The following is a 14,441-nucleotide window of genomic DNA, read 5'->3' as shown; positions in this document are numbered from 1 at the left end:
GCTTTTCTGATTGTCAGTGGCCATCTCCGATCAGTGGCGGTCCCGCGCGGGGGCTCCCGCCGATCGGCCCAGTGGCGCGCGGTTCAGCACTGACCGTGCGGGTACCCGGGCCCCGCACGAAGACGGACAGTGGGAACGGCACACCGGCCACCACGAAGGGAGCGGGCGGCGATGAGGGCAGTGACCTGGCAGGGAAAGCGGGACGTCCGGGTGGAGAACGTGCCCGATCCCCGGATCGAGGAACCCACGGACGCCGTCATCAGGGTCACCTCCACCGGACTGTGCGGCTCCGACCTGCATCTGTACGAGGTGCTCACCCCGTTCATGACCCCGGGTGACATCCTCGGTCACGAGCCGATGGGCATCGTCGAGGAGGTCGGCGCCGCCGTGCCGGACCTCCAGGCCGGCGACCGGGTCGTGGTGCCGTTCCAGATCGCCTGCGGCAACTGCTGGATGTGCCTCACCGGCCTGCCCACCCAGTGCGAGACCACTCAGGTCAGCGCCGAGGGCATGGGCGCGGCCCTGTTCGGCTACACCCGCCTCTACGGCGCGGTGCCGGGCGGCCAGGCCGAGTACCTGCGGGTCCCGCAGGCCCAGTACGGCCCGATCAAGGTTCCCGAGGGGCCGCCCGACGACCGGTTCGTCTACCTCTCCGACGTCCTGCCCACCGCCTGGCAGGCGGTCGCCTACGCAGATGTCCCGGAGGGCGGCAGCATCGCCGTGCTCGGCCTCGGCCCCATCGGCGACATGGCCTGCCGGATCGCCCGGCTCAAGGGCGCCGGCCGGGTCTTCGGCGTGGACCTGGTACCGGAACGGCTGCGCCGGGCGCGTGAGCGGGGCGTGGAGACCTTCGACCTGCGGTCCTTCGACGACGAGAAGGAACTCGTCACCGCCATCCGCGACCAGACCGACGGCCGCGGCCCCGACGCCGTGATCGACGCCGTCGGCACCGAGGCGCACGGCAGCGCGGCGGCCCGCATGGTGCAGAACGCCTCGGCGCTGCTGCCCCGCAAGCTGAGCGGTCCCATGGCGGAACGCTTCAGCGTCGACCGGCTCGCCGCCCTCCACACCGCGATCGAACTCGTGCGGCGTGGCGGCACCATCTCGATCACCGGCGTCTACGGCGGCATGGCCGATCCGATGCCCATGCTCACCCTGTTCGACAAGCAGATCCAGATGCGCATGGGGCAGGCGAACGTACGCCACTGGAGCGACGAGATCATCCCCCACCTCACGGACGACGACCCCCTCGGCGTCGAGGACTTCGCCACCCACCGCGTGCCGCTGTCGGACGCGCCCCGGGCCTACGAGATGTTCCAGCGCAAGCGGGACGGCGCGGTCAAGGTGCTCATGCGGCCGTGAGCCCGACGCAGTTGTGCGATCTGCTCCCGCTCACCGGCCCCAGGAGTTCCGCGAGGTCGTAGCGCACCGCTTCCTCCGGCTGCCACTTGCCGAACGACTCCGCACTTCCGTCGAGGATCGTGCGGTAGCCCTCGATCCGGCCCGGCTTGCCGATCCCGGACTGGCGGGCCGCCTTGTCGATCGCCCTGTACTCCCGCTGGTCGAGGACTCCTTCCTTCTCGAGCCTGTCCAGCACGCCCCCGACATGCTTCAGGAACAGCGCGTGGGACGTCCACTCCTTCTCGTCCTCGATCAACTCGCCGATCCGGCACCGGTTGTCGGTGACCCGGTCGGGCACACCCGGGTCGACCTCGCCGACGAACACCGTCAGCCGCTCGTCGTACTCCGGGCAGGGGGGCGCGGGGACCTGGCCCGACACGACCGTGAAGCTCACCGTGAGCGGAGCGGAGGTGTTGCCCGCCCTGCCGCTCGCCCGGTACGCCAGGGTGTGCCTGCCCACCCGGTTGGCGACCACGGGCTCCGTGTACGCCAGGTAGGGTCCGCCGTCGAGCGAGTACGCGATGCCGGCGACGCCGGAACCATGCGTGTCGGTGGCGCTGACGGTCCCCTTCGCGCTGCCGACGTACGCCCCTGCGGAGTTCTTCGAACCCTCGACGGTCACGCCGGTCACCGGCGGGGTGGTGTCCTGCGGGGGCGCGGAGACGACTGTGAACTCGACGCTCTTCTCGGCCGCCGCGTTGCCCGCCTTGTCGGTGGCGCGATAGCGCACGGTGTGGGTGCCGACCTGACGCACCATCACCGGCCCGTTGTACGCCTGCCAGGCGCCGGAACCGATCGCGTACTCGATGGTGTTGACACCGGAACCCGTGTCGGAGGCGGTGGCGGTCGCCATGTCGATGTACGCGCCGTCGGCGTTCTTCTCGCCGTCCACCGTCGCCGAGGTCTCCGGTGCGGTGGTGTCGTCCGTCGGCGGGGCGACGACGGTGAACTCGACGCTCTGCTCCGCCGAGACGTTGCCCGCCCTGTCCAGGGCGCGGTAGCGCACCGTGTGCGTACCGACCTGGTCGACGACGACCGGCGCGGTGTACGGCTGCCGGACACCGTCGGCGCCGATCGCGTACTCGATCCGGTCGACACCCGAGCCCTCGTCGGTCGCCGTGACGGCGACACTCGCCGCACCTACGTAGGCGCCCCCGGCGTTCCGCCAGAGCCATTCCGACATGGGCATGGTGGGACTGTTCCTGGTGAGGAAGCCGGACGGCACGATCCCCGGCTACGACCCGCACGCGCACGCCACGAGGCCGCTCCGGAGCAGAGTGAGGCGCACGAGCACTGACGGGGCGGCACCTGCGAGAGTGCTCTCACCTCTGCGGCTACCGGGGCTATCCTGATCGGCAGCCGCAGGTGAGGAGCCGCCGACGTGACCGAGACAGTGCCGCGCCCCACTCTGGAGGCCGTGGCCGCGCGGGCCGGGGTCTCGCGTGCCACCGTCTCCCGCGTGGTCAACGGCGCCGACGGCGTCACCGAACCCCTGGCCGAGCGGGTCCGGCAGGCGGTGGACGAACTCGGCTACGTGCCCAACCAGGCAGCCCGCAGCCTGGTGACCAATCGCCACGACGCCATCGCCGTCATCGTCGCCGAACCGGAGAGCCGCGTCTTCGCCGACCCCTTCTTCGCCCACCAGCTGCGCGGCATCAGCAAGGAGCTGACGGCACACGACAACCAGCTCGTGCTGCTGCTCACCGAAGGCCGTGACGATCACGCCCGCGTCGCCCGCTACCTGGCCGGCGGCCATGTCGACGGTGCGCTGGTGTTCTCACTCCACCTCGACGACCCGCTGCCCGAACTGATCCAGCGCGCGGGTGTCCCGACGGTGTTCGGCGGCCGGCCCGGCTGGTCCGGTGGCAGGAGCGGCGTCGTGTACGTCGACAGCGACAACCGGGGCGGCGCCCGCGACGCCGTACGGCACCTGCTCGGCCTCGGTCGCGGCCGGGTCGCGCACATCACCGGCGCCCTGGACCAGACCTCGGCGGTGGACCGGCTGGACGGCTTCCGGGACGTCATGGTCGACGCCGACCCGCGGCTCGTGGTGGAAGGTGACTTCACCGTGACCGGCGGCGAGCGGGCGATGCGGGAACTCCTGGAGCGCCGCCCCGGCCTGGACGCGGTGTTCGCCGCCAACGACCTCACGGCGGCGGGCGCGCTGCGGGTGCTGCGCGAGCACGGGCGGCGGGTGCCGGACGACGTGGCGGTGGTCGGCTTCGACGACATGCTGCCGTTCGCCGAGCAGACCGACCCCCCGCTGACCACGGTCCGCCAGGACATCGTGGAGATGGGCCGGCTGATGGCCCGGCTCCTCCTGCGCGGCCTCGACCGCACCGCTCCCGCGCACGACACCGTGGGAGGCGACCCCTCCAGCGTGATCCTCCCGACGACGCTGGTACGCCGCGCCTCCGCGTGACATGTTTCCGCGCCGCCGTGCGTTCCGGAGCCCGCGCGGGCATCGTTCGTGCGGTGGCCGACGGTGGCCGACGGTGGCCGACGGTGGCCGGTAGAGGGCGACGGTTCGCGGCGCGACGCGTTGATCCGGCGTTGAGCAAACGTTTTTCGACGTTCGGCACGCTTTCGGCCATGCACATCGACACCATCGCGTCGCCCGAACTCGCCTGGCAGGAGGAGGCCCTGTGCGCGCAGACCGGAGGCGACTTCTTCTTCCCCGAGCCCGGCAGTTCGGTACGTGAGGCCAAGCGGATCTGCGGTATGTGCCCCATCCGCGCCACCTGCCTCGACTACGCCCTGACCAACGACATGCGCTTCGGCGTCTGGGGCGGGCTGTCGGAGAAGGAACGGCTGGAGCTACGGCGTACGCCTCACTAGAGGGAACGGCGGGCCGGTGCCGGGAGACGGGGACAGGACGGCGGGCCGCCCCGTTCGCCCGGGCGGCCCGCCGGTGTCTGCGGTGAGCGGGTCAGCCGGCCGCGCGCGCCGCCATCCGGGCCTTGCGGGCGGCGAGCTTCTCGTCGAACTTCGCCGCCTCGGAGTCCAGACCGCCGAGGTACATCCCGAGCTCCTCCTGGGCCTGGCGGCCCTCGGCACCCAGCCCGTCGATCTCCATGACCTTCAGGTGGCGGATCACCGGGAGGAGCACGTCGTCGTGGTGGATGCGCAGGTTGTAGACCTCGCCGATCGCCATCTGCGCCGCCGCCCGCTCGAAGCCGGGGATGCCGTGACCCGGCATCCGGAAGTTCACGACGACATCCCGCACCGCCTGCATGGTGAGGTCGGGGGCGAGCTCGAAGGCCGCCTTGAGCAGGTTGCGGTAGAAGACCATGTGAAGGTTCTCGTCGGTCGCGATGCGGGCCAGCATCCGATCGCAGACCGGGTCACCGGACTGGTGGCCGGTGTTGCGGTGCGAGATACGGGTGGCCAGCTCCTGGAACGCGACGTAGGCGATCGAGTGCAGCATCGAGTGGCGGTTGTCCGACTCGAAGCCCTCGCTCATGTGGGACATGCGGAACTGCTCGAGCTTGTCCGGGTCCACCGCCCGCGAGGCGAGCAGGTAGTCCCGCATCACGATGCCGTGCCGGCCCTCCTCCGCGGTCCAGCGGTGCACCCAGGTGCCCCAGGCGCCCTCCCGGCCGAACAGCGTGGCGATCTCGTGGTGGTAGCTCGGGAGGTTGTCCTCGGTCAGCAGATTCACCACCAGGGCGATCCGGCCGACCTCGGTGACCTTGGACTGCTCCTTCTCCCATGCCTCGCCGTCCTCGAAGAAGCCGGGGAAGTTACGGGCGTCGCTGAACGGCACGTACTCGTGCGGCATCCAGTCCTTGGTGACCTTCAGGTGCCGGTTGAGCTCCTTCTCGACCACTTCCTCCAGCGCGTACAACAGCCGGGCGTCGGTCCACACGGCCGGACTGCCGAGGTGGGGAGAAGTGAGCGACATGGGGTACTCCAGGGGGACGGGGACAGACAGGGGCGCCGGCGAGCGGCGGCGGCAACCTACGGAATCGTAGGCTACGAAACCGTAGGTTACGAAACCGTAGGTTAAGGGTGCAGTAAAAATCGCAGATCGGCGTTGTCCACGCGGGTGGCCAGGGCCGTACGGGGGAAGGGCGTCACCCGTCAGGCGTACAGGTCCCGCAGCCGTACCGAGAGGCAGGTGACGCAGCCTTCGAGCTTCTCGAACTCCCCGATGTCCACCGGCACCGGCGCGTAGCCGAGGTCCGCGAACAGCTCCGCGGTCTTCGGCGCGCTCGCCGCCATCAGCAGCCGGTCCCCGCCGAGCAGCACCACGTGTGCCCCGGATTCCTCCGGCACCGGCAGGAAGCGGGGGAACAGCGACGGCGCGTCCAGGTTCGGGAGGTGTCCGACGACCGTCCCGTCCGGCAGCGCCGTCACCGCCGACTTCAGGTGCAGCACCTTGCTCACGGGCACGCCGACGACCCGGGCGCCCAGCGGTTCGAACGTTGCCCGGAGCTGTTGGATCCCGGCCGAGTTGGTGCGCCCACCGCGGCCCACGTACACGGTGTCGCCGACCTTGAGCACGTCTCCGCCGTCCAGTGTGCCCGGCTCCCAGATCCAGTTCACCGAACAGCCCAGAGCGGCCACGGCCTCCTCGACCCCGGCGGTCTCCGCGCGCCGGGACTCGGCACCGGACCGGGCGATCAGGGCCACGTTCCGGTACATGACGACCGTGTCCTCGACGAACACGGAGTCGGGGCAGTCGTCGGCCGGGTCCACCTCGACCGTCTCCCAGCCGTGGCCGCGCAGCGCCCCGGTGTACGCCTCCCACTGCTCCACCGCGCGATCGACGTCGACGCCCTCCCGCTCGATGTGTGTCACCAGCCCTTCGGCCAGTCGGGGGCTGGGACGGCGGACGAGGGCCTTCTTGCTGGACACGAGCGTGACTCCGTATCGGACGGGGCATGTCTGGCATCGTTGCCGAGGGCGCCGGTGGGCCGGCCGGTCTCCCGCGGGTGGCGGCGCAGCCATCATGCAGGGAGAACCCGGTCCGGGCCACCCCCGGCGGCGATGAGATCCACCACCGGTAACCAACCGGACCGCCCGGGTCCATGCCGCCCCGGTTCGTACCGGTGGAGGGTCGGGCCCGGTCAGCCGACGGCGTCCGGTGCGGTTTCCCTCAGTCCGCCCCCCTCCATCAGCAGCCATCGCGTGATCCCGACCGACTCCAGGAACGGCAGGTCGTGGCTGGCCACGATCAGCGCCCCCTCGTAGGACTCCAGGGCAGTGGTGAGCCGGCGGACGCTCGCGATGTCGAGGTTGTTGGTCGGCTCGTCCAGCATCAGCAGCTGGGGCGCGGGCTCGGCCAGCATCAGCGCGGCCAGTGCCGCCCGGAAACGCTCGCCGCCGGAGAGCGTCAGCGCCTTCTGGTCGGCGCGGGCACCCCGGAACAGGAAGCGGGCGAGCCTCGCCCGGATCCGGTTGTTGGTGGCACCCGGCGCGAAGCGGGCCACGTTCTCGGCGACGCTGAGCTCGTCGTCGAGGACGTCGAGCCGTTGCGGCAGGAACCGCAGCGGGACCTGTGCCGTCGCCTCGCCGGACACCGGCGGAAGCTCGCCCGCGACGGTGCGCAGCAGCGTCGTCTTGCCCGCGCCGTTGCGCCCGATCAGCGCGACCCGCTCGGGGCCCCGCAGCTCGAAGTCGCCGCCCGCCCGGGTGCCGTACGCGAGTTCCAGATCCCTGAGGGTGAGGACGGTGCGTCCCGGTGGTACGGCCGTGTGCGGCAGGTCGACGCGGATCTCGTCGTCGTCCCGTACGGCCTCCACCGCCTCGTCGAGCCGCTCCTTGGCTTCGGCGAGCTTCTCCTCGTGCATGACGCGGTGCTTGCCCGCGGACTCCTGTGCCGCGCGCTTGCGGGCGCCCATCACGATCTTCGGTTCGCGTTTGCTGTCCCACATCTTCTGCCCGTACCGCTTGCGGCGGGCCAGTTTTACCTGGGCGTCCGCCAGTTCGCGCTTCTGCTTGCGCAGATCCGACTCGGCGACCCGCACCATGCGTTCGGCCGCCTCCTGTTCGCTCGCGAGTGCCTCCTCGTAGGCCGAGTAGTTGCCGCCGTACCAGGTGACCCCTCCGGAGCGCAGATCGGCGATCTGGTCGACCAGCTCCAGGAGTTCGCGGTCGTGACTGACCACGATCATGACACCCGGCCAGTCCTCGACGGCCGTGTACAGCCGCCTGCGCGCGTACAGGTCGAGATTGTTGGTGGGTTCGTCGAGCAGCAGTACGTCGGGCCGGCGCAGCAGCAGCGCGGCCAGCCGCAGCAGCACCGACTCGCCGCCCGAGACCTCGCCGATGGTGCGGTCCAACCCGATGTGTGTGAGGCCGAGTTCACCGAGGGTGGCCAGGGCGCGCTCCTCCACGTCCCAGTCGTCGCCGACGGTCTCGAAGTGCGCCTCGGCCACGTCGCCCGCCTCGATGGCGTGCAGCGCGGCGCGCTGCGCGGCGATGCCGAGCGCGTCGTCGACCCTCAGCGCGGTGTCGAGCGTCACGTTCTGCGGCAGGTATCCCACCTCGCCGACGACGCGTACGGTGCCGTCGGCCGACCGGAGTTCACCGGCGATGAGTTTCAACAGGGTTGATTTCCCTGACCCGTTGGCGCCGATGAGTCCGGTCCGGCCGGGGCCGAAGGCGGCGTTGAGGCCCTCGAAGAGGGGGGTGCCGTCGGGCCAGGTGAAGGACAGGGAGGTACAGGTGAGGGATGTGGACATGCGGGCCTCCGCGCGGTTGCGTGATGCGGTCGGGTGCAAACGCGTATCGAGACACCGCGGGACGACAGGCCGAGCGGGGGGTCCGGGCAGGAAAGAAGCCCTGTTCCGCAAGGACGGCTCGTACGCCGAGGTCGCACGCGGCGTGCACACCACACAGGTGTGACGCGGTGTCTCAGAACCTCAGACGAGCAACGTCCCTCTCCGATCGACGGCAACAGAAGCGCTGTACACGCTACGAGGGGCCCGATCCACTGTCAACGCGTTTTCCGCGGAGGGGCGGGGTGGGCAGGCGGAGGGCCGAAGGGGCCGACGGGTGGCTCAGCCGGCGAACGGCCCGCCGGCGCTGAAGGCCAGCCCCGCGAAGCGCTCGCCGATGCGACGGTGCGCGGCGGCGTCCGGGTGCAGCGCGTCGGGCAGCGGCAGCTCGGCGTGGTCCGCCTCGCCGTAGAGCTCGCGACCGTCCAGGTGGTACAGGTTCGGGTCGTCGGCAGCCCGCTGTCTCACCAGCCGGGCCAGCTCCTCCCGTACGACGTTGAGGGTGAGCTTGCCGGCGGCCCGTTCCTCGGGGTTCCCCATGGCCACGAACCGGAGCCGGCCCTCGCCGATCGTGCTGAAGTCGGGGACGCTCGGGCCCGGGGTGTCCTCGTGAAGGGGGCACAGGATCGGCGAGACCACCAGCAGGGGCGTCGTCGGATGGCCGTCGCGGATGGTGTCGAGGAAGCCGTGCACCGCCGGGACGAAGGCACGCAACCGCAATAGGTCGGCGTTGACCAGGTTGATCCCGATCTTGACGCTGATCAGGTCCGCGGGGGTGTCCCGCATCGCCCGCGCGGTGAACGGGTCGAGCAGCGCGCTGCCGCTCAGCCCCAGGTTGACCAGGTCCACCCCGCCGAGGGAGGCGGCCAGCGCCGGCCAGGTGGTGGTCGGGCTCGCGGCGTCGGACCCGTGGCTGATCGAGCTGCCGTGGTGCAGCCACACCCTGCGGTCCCCGCCGGCCACCGGCTCCACGGGAGCGTCGGTGCGCAGGGCGACCAACTGGGTCATCTCGTTGTGCGGGAGCCAGATCTCGACGCGCTTGTCATGGTCCGGGAGCCCGGTGAAGCGGACGGTGCCGACGGGGCCCGGCCGCAGGTCGGCGGAGCCCGTGGCCATGTTCACCAGCATGACGTTCCCACCGGTGACCTCGGCCTGCCCGGCCGGTTCGCCGTCGATCAGCAGGTCGTAGACGCCGTCCGGACGGGGCGGGGCGCCCTCGTAGGCCATCTTGGTACGGAGCGCGTCCAGCTCGACGGCGGTGGCCCGGGTGCGGAACACCAGCCGGACGCCGGACGGTTGCGCCTCCGCCGTCTTCAGCTGATCGTCGGGAACCTGCGCGCGGGCCCGAGCGGGCAACCGGTGCGGCTGCACTCCCCGGGCGGTCCGCTCCAGCTCGAGCGCGCCGCGCAGCAGCTCTTCGGTGAGCGGGGTGGTGATCCAGCCCTCTGCCGGGGGCGTCGGTGAGGAGCCGGGGCCGCGGGGGGTGGGGGCACTCATGAGCGCAGGCTGTCAACCGGATGGGTGATCCGCAAACGTTTTTCCGGGCACGGACACCCGGCTCGCCCGGAGCCGTGGCTCAGCAGGCGTCGCGGATCAGTTCCGCGAGGTCGTGGTCCAGGTCGAGCTGAAGGTGCTCCAGGCCGGCCGGCACGAGTGCGCTGGTGGCCTCGAGGAATTCACGGATCTCACCCGAGCGGACATGGACGATGGCGGTTCCCTCGGGCGCGTGGAACTCCAGCGCCGTCCGGTCGTAGCCGTACGGCCGCACCCGCACGTCGCCGTGGCCCTCGGGCTCGTGCAGCCCCGCGGTGAGCAGTTCGCGGGCGAAGGTCCAGCAGACCTCTACGCCCTCCAGGGTGGCGGGGGCCGGGAAGGTCATATGAACGGCGAACGGGTCGCTCCGGTCGTAGTGCAGGGTGGCGGGAATGCTCGGCATCCGCGGCGCGGCGGCGACGAGCCGGGCCTCGACGGGCTGCTCGATGACGGTGGACAACGCCTTGCTCCCTCGTGACGGCTCAACGGCTTCCGGGCGGATAGGGCGGCCCACTCAAAGAGACGACGGAATCAGCCAATCCGTGCCCACCAGAACAGAGTGACCTCTGTCACCGTCTTCATGCATCCGAGTGGCCGGAGTCTTCCGGGGGTGGTACGCACCGCTTGCGCGGGGCCCCGCCCCGTCGCGAAAAGATCCCGGACCCGTAGGCTCGTCGCCACCATGACGAGCGTACGCATCCCCGCGGACTGGCCCACGACCGAGGAGCAGGCCCGCGCGGTCCAGGACGGACTGCGCGGACGGGTGGTGCTCGACGAGCCCGGCCCGCCGCCCGGAACGGGCCGCGTCACCGGGGTGGACGTGGCGTACGACGACGAGCGGGACCTCGTCGCGGCGGCGGCCGTGGTCCTGGACGCGGGCAGCCTGGAGGTCGTGGCCGAGGCCACGGCCGTCGGCCGGATCTCCTTCCCGTACGTTCCGGGCCTGCTCGCCTTCCGGGAGATCCCCACCGTCCTCGCCGCCCTCGACGCCCTGCCGTGCCCGCCGGGACTGGTCGTCTGCGACGGCTACGGACTCGCCCACCCCCGCCGCTTCGGTCTCGCCAGCCATCTCGGGGTGCTCACCGGTCTGCCGACGATCGGCGTCGCCAAGAACCCCTTCACCTTCACTTTCACGACCCCGGCGACCCCGCGCGGCAGCACGGCTCCGCTGCTCGCCGGGGTCGAGGAGGTCGGCCTCGCCCTGCGCACCCGGGACGCCGTCAAGCCGGTCTTCGTCTCGGTCGGCCACCGCGTGACCCTCGCCAACGCCCGCGTCCACACCCTCGCGCTGACCCCCACGTACCGCCTCCCGGAAACCACCCGCAGAGCGGACGCCCTGTGCCGCCGGGCCCTGCGGGAGGCGGGGAAGGCGTCGGGCACCGGCGTCTAGGCGGTTCCCTGCCGCTCGTCCTGCTTCTCCCTCGCGTCCGGCTCGATGCGCCAGCGCCCCACCCGGCGGTACTCCGAGTCGTAGATCTCCGACCCGTCCCCGGGCTTCATCGGGTAGTGGCGCAGGTTCCCGCCCCAGTACCGCAGGATCCGCCCCAGCTCACCCGCGGGATCCTTGGCCAACGCCTCGTCGTCCATGCTCACTTCGAGAAGAAATCGCATGCCCTCAATTGTTTCATCGAACTCCCCTTTGAGACTTGGGCAGCGGGTACGAACGGGCCGCAGGGGGTGAGCGTCCAGAAGTCTCAACTCCGGGTTGGCGCGGGGTGCGGCCGGGTTCAGGACGGGCGGGTCGCGACGACGCGGAAGCGGATGCCCGCGGCCCGCAGCCGCTCGATCAGCGGATCGCCCATCGACACCGCGGTGGTGACCTGTCCCGACGTCGGCGGGAGGTCGTCGAAGGCCAGGCAGAGCGCCGCCTCGGCGAGCATCTTCGCCGTCTCGTCGTAGCCGGGGTCACCGCCCGCGACCTCCGTGAAGACCCGCCGTCCGCCGCCCTCGCCCACGAAGCGGACGGTGAACCAGCTCCTGGCGCGCTTCTCGGGCCCCGGCCCGTCACCGGGCGCCAGCCGGTCGGACAGGCGGCGCCGCAGGGGCGGCAGTTGAGCCGCCGCGACCAGCGCGGCCACGGCCGCGACCCCGCCCACCGCGAACGGCAGGTGCCGGACGGCCGCGTAGTGCCGGTAGCGGAAGTCGGGCCCGTACCGGTCGAGCGCCTTCGCCGACCGGCGCACGATCCGCGCGTCGATGGTCGGCAGGGGCAGCGCCCAGGCGCCAACCTCGGGGGCGTAGCGCGGCCCGCCCGACGGTGCCGACACCCGGCGCCCCACCAGCCGCGGCTCGTGCCGCCGCCGGTCCCGGGCCGCCGCGCGGAGCTGCCGGTGCCGGGCGAACTGGCCCAGCGCCGAGGCGAAGGTCCCGCCCGAGAAGGTGGCGTCGGCGGTCACGAAACCGTCCACCGTCAGCGGCACTCCCTCCGGCAGCTGCCGCACGGTGAAATAGGCGCCCAGGTCGTGCGGAACCGAGTCGAAGCCGCAGGCGTGCACCAGGCGCGCGCCGGTCTCCCGCGCGCGTGCGTCGTGGCGGACGTACATCAGGTCCACGAACTCCGGTTCACCGGTGAGGTCGAGGTAGTCGGTGCCGGTGTCCGCGCAGGCGGCGACGAGTTCCTCGCCGTAGGTCACGTAGGGGCCCACGGTCGTGGCCACCACGCGCGCGTGTTCGGCGAGCGTGTGCAACGAGGCCGGGTCGTACACGTCCGCCCGCAGCAGTCCGATCTCCGGATCGCCGGACAGCCGTTCCAGCCGCTCCCTCAGGCGTTCCAGCTTCTCGGGGAGCGGCCCGCGATCGCCCAGCGCAGACCGGAGGGCGCGTGGGCGGCGAGGTACTCGGCGGTGAGCGTCCCGACGAAGCCTGTGGCTCCGAAGAGCACGATGTCGTAGGGACGGTCGTCCGTCCTGTTCAGCCTGTTCATGACACCCCTTGTCGTGGCGCCCCGGTGATCGTGACGCCCCTTGGCTCCGCAATCGTGCCGCTCTCGGTGGCCGAGGCTAGCGTGAGGTGTGCGGAGCCCGACGACGAGCCCGGAGGAAGCCGATGGCCGTGCCCAGGAACACCCTGAAGAAGTGGGAAAAAGCGCGCGTGTACGCCCTGGGTCTGCCGGGAGCCGCGGAGGACCGTTCCCGGGGTGAGGCCGTCGCGAAGGTCGGCAAGAAGGTGTGCGTCTTCCTCGGCGTCGACGACGGCAGCCACCCGCTCGGGATCACCGTGCAGCTCAGGGACGAGACGGCCCACGCCCACGCTCCGAGCTGCCCGGGTGCCGAGTCCGCCGGCTACGGCCTGGGCAGGCCCGGCTGGGTGAGTGTCCCGCTGGAGCCGCAGGGCGTCCGCGGCCGGGCCGCTCTGCGACTGGGTGAGAGGAGAGCTGCCGCACCAGCGCGCCGAAGCGCCTGGCGGCGGAACTCGACGACCATGGGGAAACGCTGAGCCGGGCGGGAACGCGGCGAGGAGCGCACCGTAGAGTGGCCGAAACGCATGACTGAGCGCTTGCTCGGCCCTCTTGTGCCGGATGGAACGTCTTCTTAGCATCACTGGTGTTACATCAGTTGTGTCACAGCTGGGAGTGCGATGACGAAGGTATCGACGCAGGGGCCGCTCACCGGCGTGCGCGTGGTCGAGCTGGCCGGGATCGGCCCCGGCCCGTTCGCCGCCATGCTCCTCGCCGACCTGGGCGCCGACGTCGTCCGAGTGGACCGCCCCGGCACCCCGGTGCTCGCGATCGATGCCGCGTACGACGTCACCAACCGAAACAAGCGCTCCGTGGTCGTCGACCTGAAGGCTCCCGACGGGGCCGACCACGTCCTCGACCTGGTCGAACGCGCCGACGTCCTCCTCGAGGGCTACCGCCCCGGCGTCGCCGAGCGCCTCGGCGTCGGCCCCGGGGACTGCCACGTCCGGAACCCGCGCCTCGTCTACGGCCGGATGACCGGCTGGGGTCAGCAGGGCCCGCTCGCCGACCGCGCGGGGCACGACATCGCGTACATCGCCCGCACCGGCACCCTCGGCATGGTCGGCAGCCCCGACCGGCCACCGGCCGTCCCGGCAAACCTGCTCGGCGACTACGCGGGCGGCTCCCTCTACCTCGTCGTCGGCGTCCTCGCCGCGCTGCACCACGTACGTGCGGGCGGCACCGGGCAGGTGGTCGACGCCGCCATCGTGGACGGCACCGCCCACCTGTCCGCGATGATCCACGGCATGCTCGCCGCCGGCGGCTGGCAGGACCGGCGCGGCGCCAACCTCCTCGACGGCGGATGCCCGTACTACGGCACCTACGGGACGGCCGACGGCGGGTACATGACGGTCGGCGCGCTGGAGCCGCAGTTCTACGCCGAGTTCCTCCGGCTCCTCGGCACCGAGGACGGCACGGACGGACCGAGCGGCGCGGACGGACCGGACCGCTCCGGGGCCCGCGAGGGCGACTGGTCCGGAGCCCACGGGGACGTCACCCGGTGGCCCGCGCTCCGCGAGCACGTCGCCGCCCGCTTCAAGACCCGCACCCGCGACGAGTGGACCGCCGTCTTCGACGGCTCCGACGCGTGCGTGGCCCCCGTCCTGTCGCTGCGCGAGGCCCCGCACGACCCGCACCTCGCCGCCCGCGGCACCTTCACCCACCACGGCGGCATCACCCAGCCCGCACCGGCCCCGCGGTTCTCCGCCACCCCCACCACCGTCCGCACCGGGCCCGCCCGGCCGGGCGCCGACACCGACGACGTGGCCCGCGACTGGGATGTACCCCGACTGCTGTCCGCGCCCCGAAACCCTCAGTGAAAGGCC

11 protein-coding genes and 4 pseudogenes are annotated in these 14,441 nt (G+C 71.7%); 7 read left to right on the top strand and 8 right to left on the bottom strand.

Features of this window, described 5'->3' with window-relative positions:
• The first annotated feature begins 171 nt into the window (after positions 1 to 171).
• The gene (locus tag WJ438_RS05560; RefSeq protein WP_406724214.1) at positions 172 to 1,362 is read left to right on the top strand and encodes a zinc-dependent alcohol dehydrogenase; all 1,191 of its coding nucleotides are present in this window, start codon (positions 172 to 174) and stop codon (positions 1,360 to 1,362) included.
• Positions 1,363 to 1,441: 79 nt separating this feature from the next.
• Here the strand turns inward: WJ438_RS05560 and WJ438_RS05555 are convergent.
• Positions 1,442 to 2,566: pseudogene (locus WJ438_RS05555) on the bottom strand (OmpL47-type beta-barrel domain-containing protein); the annotation flags it as partial.
• Position 2,567: 1 nt separating this feature from the next.
• On the opposite strand from WJ438_RS05555, the pseudogene WJ438_RS05550 reads away from it, so the two are divergent.
• From WJ438_RS05550 to WJ438_RS05540, 3 genes and pseudogenes are all read left to right on the top strand, one after another.
• Positions 2,568 to 2,753: pseudogene (locus tag WJ438_RS05550) on the top strand (hypothetical protein); the annotation flags it as partial.
• Positions 2,754 to 2,782: 29 nt separating this feature from the next.
• Positions 2,783 to 3,823 (top strand): LacI family DNA-binding transcriptional regulator, encoded by a 1,041-nt coding sequence (locus tag WJ438_RS05545; protein WP_406724213.1) that lies wholly within the window; start codon positions 2,783 to 2,785, stop codon positions 3,821 to 3,823.
• Between the two features lie 170 nt (positions 3,824 to 3,993).
• Positions 3,994 to 4,239 (top strand): WhiB family transcriptional regulator, encoded by a 246-nt coding sequence (locus WJ438_RS05540; RefSeq protein WP_406724212.1) that lies wholly within the window; start codon positions 3,994 to 3,996, stop codon positions 4,237 to 4,239.
• A gap of 91 nt (positions 4,240 to 4,330) precedes the next feature.
• Here WJ438_RS05540 and WJ438_RS05535 read toward each other — a convergent pair whose 3' ends face one another.
• The 5 genes from WJ438_RS05535 to WJ438_RS05515 all read right to left on the bottom strand — a co-directional run bounded on the left by WJ438_RS05535 (position 4,331) and on the right by WJ438_RS05515 (position 10,119).
• The gene (locus WJ438_RS05535; protein ID WP_406724211.1) at positions 4,331 to 5,305 is read right to left on the bottom strand and encodes an acyl-ACP desaturase; all 975 of its coding nucleotides are present in this window, start codon (positions 5,303 to 5,305) and stop codon (positions 4,331 to 4,333) included.
• A 179-nt stretch (positions 5,306 to 5,484) separates the two neighbouring features.
• Complete coding sequence (gene ddaH / locus WJ438_RS05530) at positions 5,485 to 6,261, bottom strand: dimethylargininase (protein WP_406724210.1); 777 nt, start codon at positions 6,259 to 6,261, stop codon at positions 5,485 to 5,487.
• A gap of 212 nt (positions 6,262 to 6,473) precedes the next feature.
• Positions 6,474 to 8,090, bottom strand: coding sequence for an ABC-F family ATP-binding cassette domain-containing protein (locus WJ438_RS05525; RefSeq protein ID WP_406724209.1), 1,617 nt, complete (start codon positions 8,088 to 8,090; stop codon positions 6,474 to 6,476).
• Between the two features lie 318 nt (positions 8,091 to 8,408).
• On the bottom strand, positions 8,409 to 9,623 hold the full coding sequence (locus WJ438_RS05520) for a GDSL-type esterase/lipase family protein (protein ID WP_406724208.1): 1,215 nt from the start codon (positions 9,621 to 9,623) through the stop codon (positions 8,409 to 8,411).
• Between the two features lie 79 nt (positions 9,624 to 9,702).
• A complete protein-coding gene (locus tag WJ438_RS05515; protein WP_406724207.1) occupies positions 9,703 to 10,119 on the bottom strand; it encodes an SsgA family sporulation/cell division regulator in 417 nt (138 codons plus the stop codon).
• Positions 10,120 to 10,341: 222 nt separating this feature from the next.
• On the opposite strand from WJ438_RS05515, the gene WJ438_RS05510 reads away from it, so the two are divergent.
• Positions 10,342 to 11,049: an endonuclease V gene (locus tag WJ438_RS05510; protein ID WP_406724206.1), complete on the top strand. Its 708-nt coding sequence runs from the start codon at positions 10,342 to 10,344 to the stop codon at positions 11,047 to 11,049.
• On the opposite strand, the gene WJ438_RS05505 is transcribed toward WJ438_RS05510, so the two are convergent.
• Together WJ438_RS05505 and WJ438_RS05500 are read right to left on the bottom strand one after the other, a co-directional pair.
• Complete coding sequence (locus tag WJ438_RS05505; RefSeq protein WP_406724205.1) at positions 11,046 to 11,270, bottom strand: hypothetical protein; 225 nt, start codon at positions 11,268 to 11,270, stop codon at positions 11,046 to 11,048. The genes WJ438_RS05510 and WJ438_RS05505 overlap by 4 nt on opposite strands.
• 116 nt (positions 11,271 to 11,386) lie before the next feature.
• A pseudogene (locus WJ438_RS05500) lies at positions 11,387 to 12,582 on the bottom strand (saccharopine dehydrogenase family protein).
• A gap of 122 nt (positions 12,583 to 12,704) precedes the next feature.
• Here WJ438_RS05500 and WJ438_RS05495 point away from each other — a divergent pair.
• Positions 12,705 to 13,150 (top strand): annotated as a pseudogene (locus tag WJ438_RS05495) (MmcQ/YjbR family DNA-binding protein).
• An 85-nt stretch (positions 13,151 to 13,235) separates the two neighbouring features.
• A complete protein-coding gene (locus tag WJ438_RS05490) occupies positions 13,236 to 14,435 on the top strand; it encodes a CaiB/BaiF CoA transferase family protein (protein ID WP_406724204.1) in 1,200 nt (399 codons plus the stop codon).
• Positions 14,436 to 14,441 lie beyond the last annotated feature (6 nt).

The organism is Streptomyces sp. GD-15H, assembly GCF_045291515.1.
Classification (GTDB): domain Bacteria; phylum Actinomycetota; class Actinomycetes; order Streptomycetales; family Streptomycetaceae; genus Streptomyces.
This window is presented reverse-complemented; position numbering and strand designations above follow the sequence as displayed.

Coding starts and splice junctions, on each gene's coding strand:
- WJ438_RS05535 (WP_406724211.1), bottom strand. CDS start 5,305: ATGTCGCTCACTTCTCCCCACCTCGGCAGTCCGGCCGTGTGGACCGAC.
- WJ438_RS05490 (WP_406724204.1), top strand. CDS start 13,236: ATGACGAAGGTATCGACGCAGGGGCCGCTCACCGGCGTGCGCGTGGTC.
- WJ438_RS05520 (WP_406724208.1), bottom strand. CDS start 9,623: ATGAGTGCCCCCACCCCCCGCGGCCCCGGCTCCTCACCGACGCCCCCG.
- WJ438_RS05560 (WP_406724214.1), top strand. CDS start 172: ATGAGGGCAGTGACCTGGCAGGGAAAGCGGGACGTCCGGGTGGAGAAC.
- WJ438_RS05540 (WP_406724212.1), top strand. CDS start 3,994: ATGCACATCGACACCATCGCGTCGCCCGAACTCGCCTGGCAGGAGGAG.
- WJ438_RS05510 (WP_406724206.1), top strand. CDS start 10,342: ATGACGAGCGTACGCATCCCCGCGGACTGGCCCACGACCGAGGAGCAG.
- WJ438_RS05505 (WP_406724205.1), bottom strand. CDS start 11,270: ATGCGATTTCTTCTCGAAGTGAGCATGGACGACGAGGCGTTGGCCAAG.
- WJ438_RS05525 (WP_406724209.1), bottom strand. CDS start 8,090: ATGTCCACATCCCTCACCTGTACCTCCCTGTCCTTCACCTGGCCCGAC.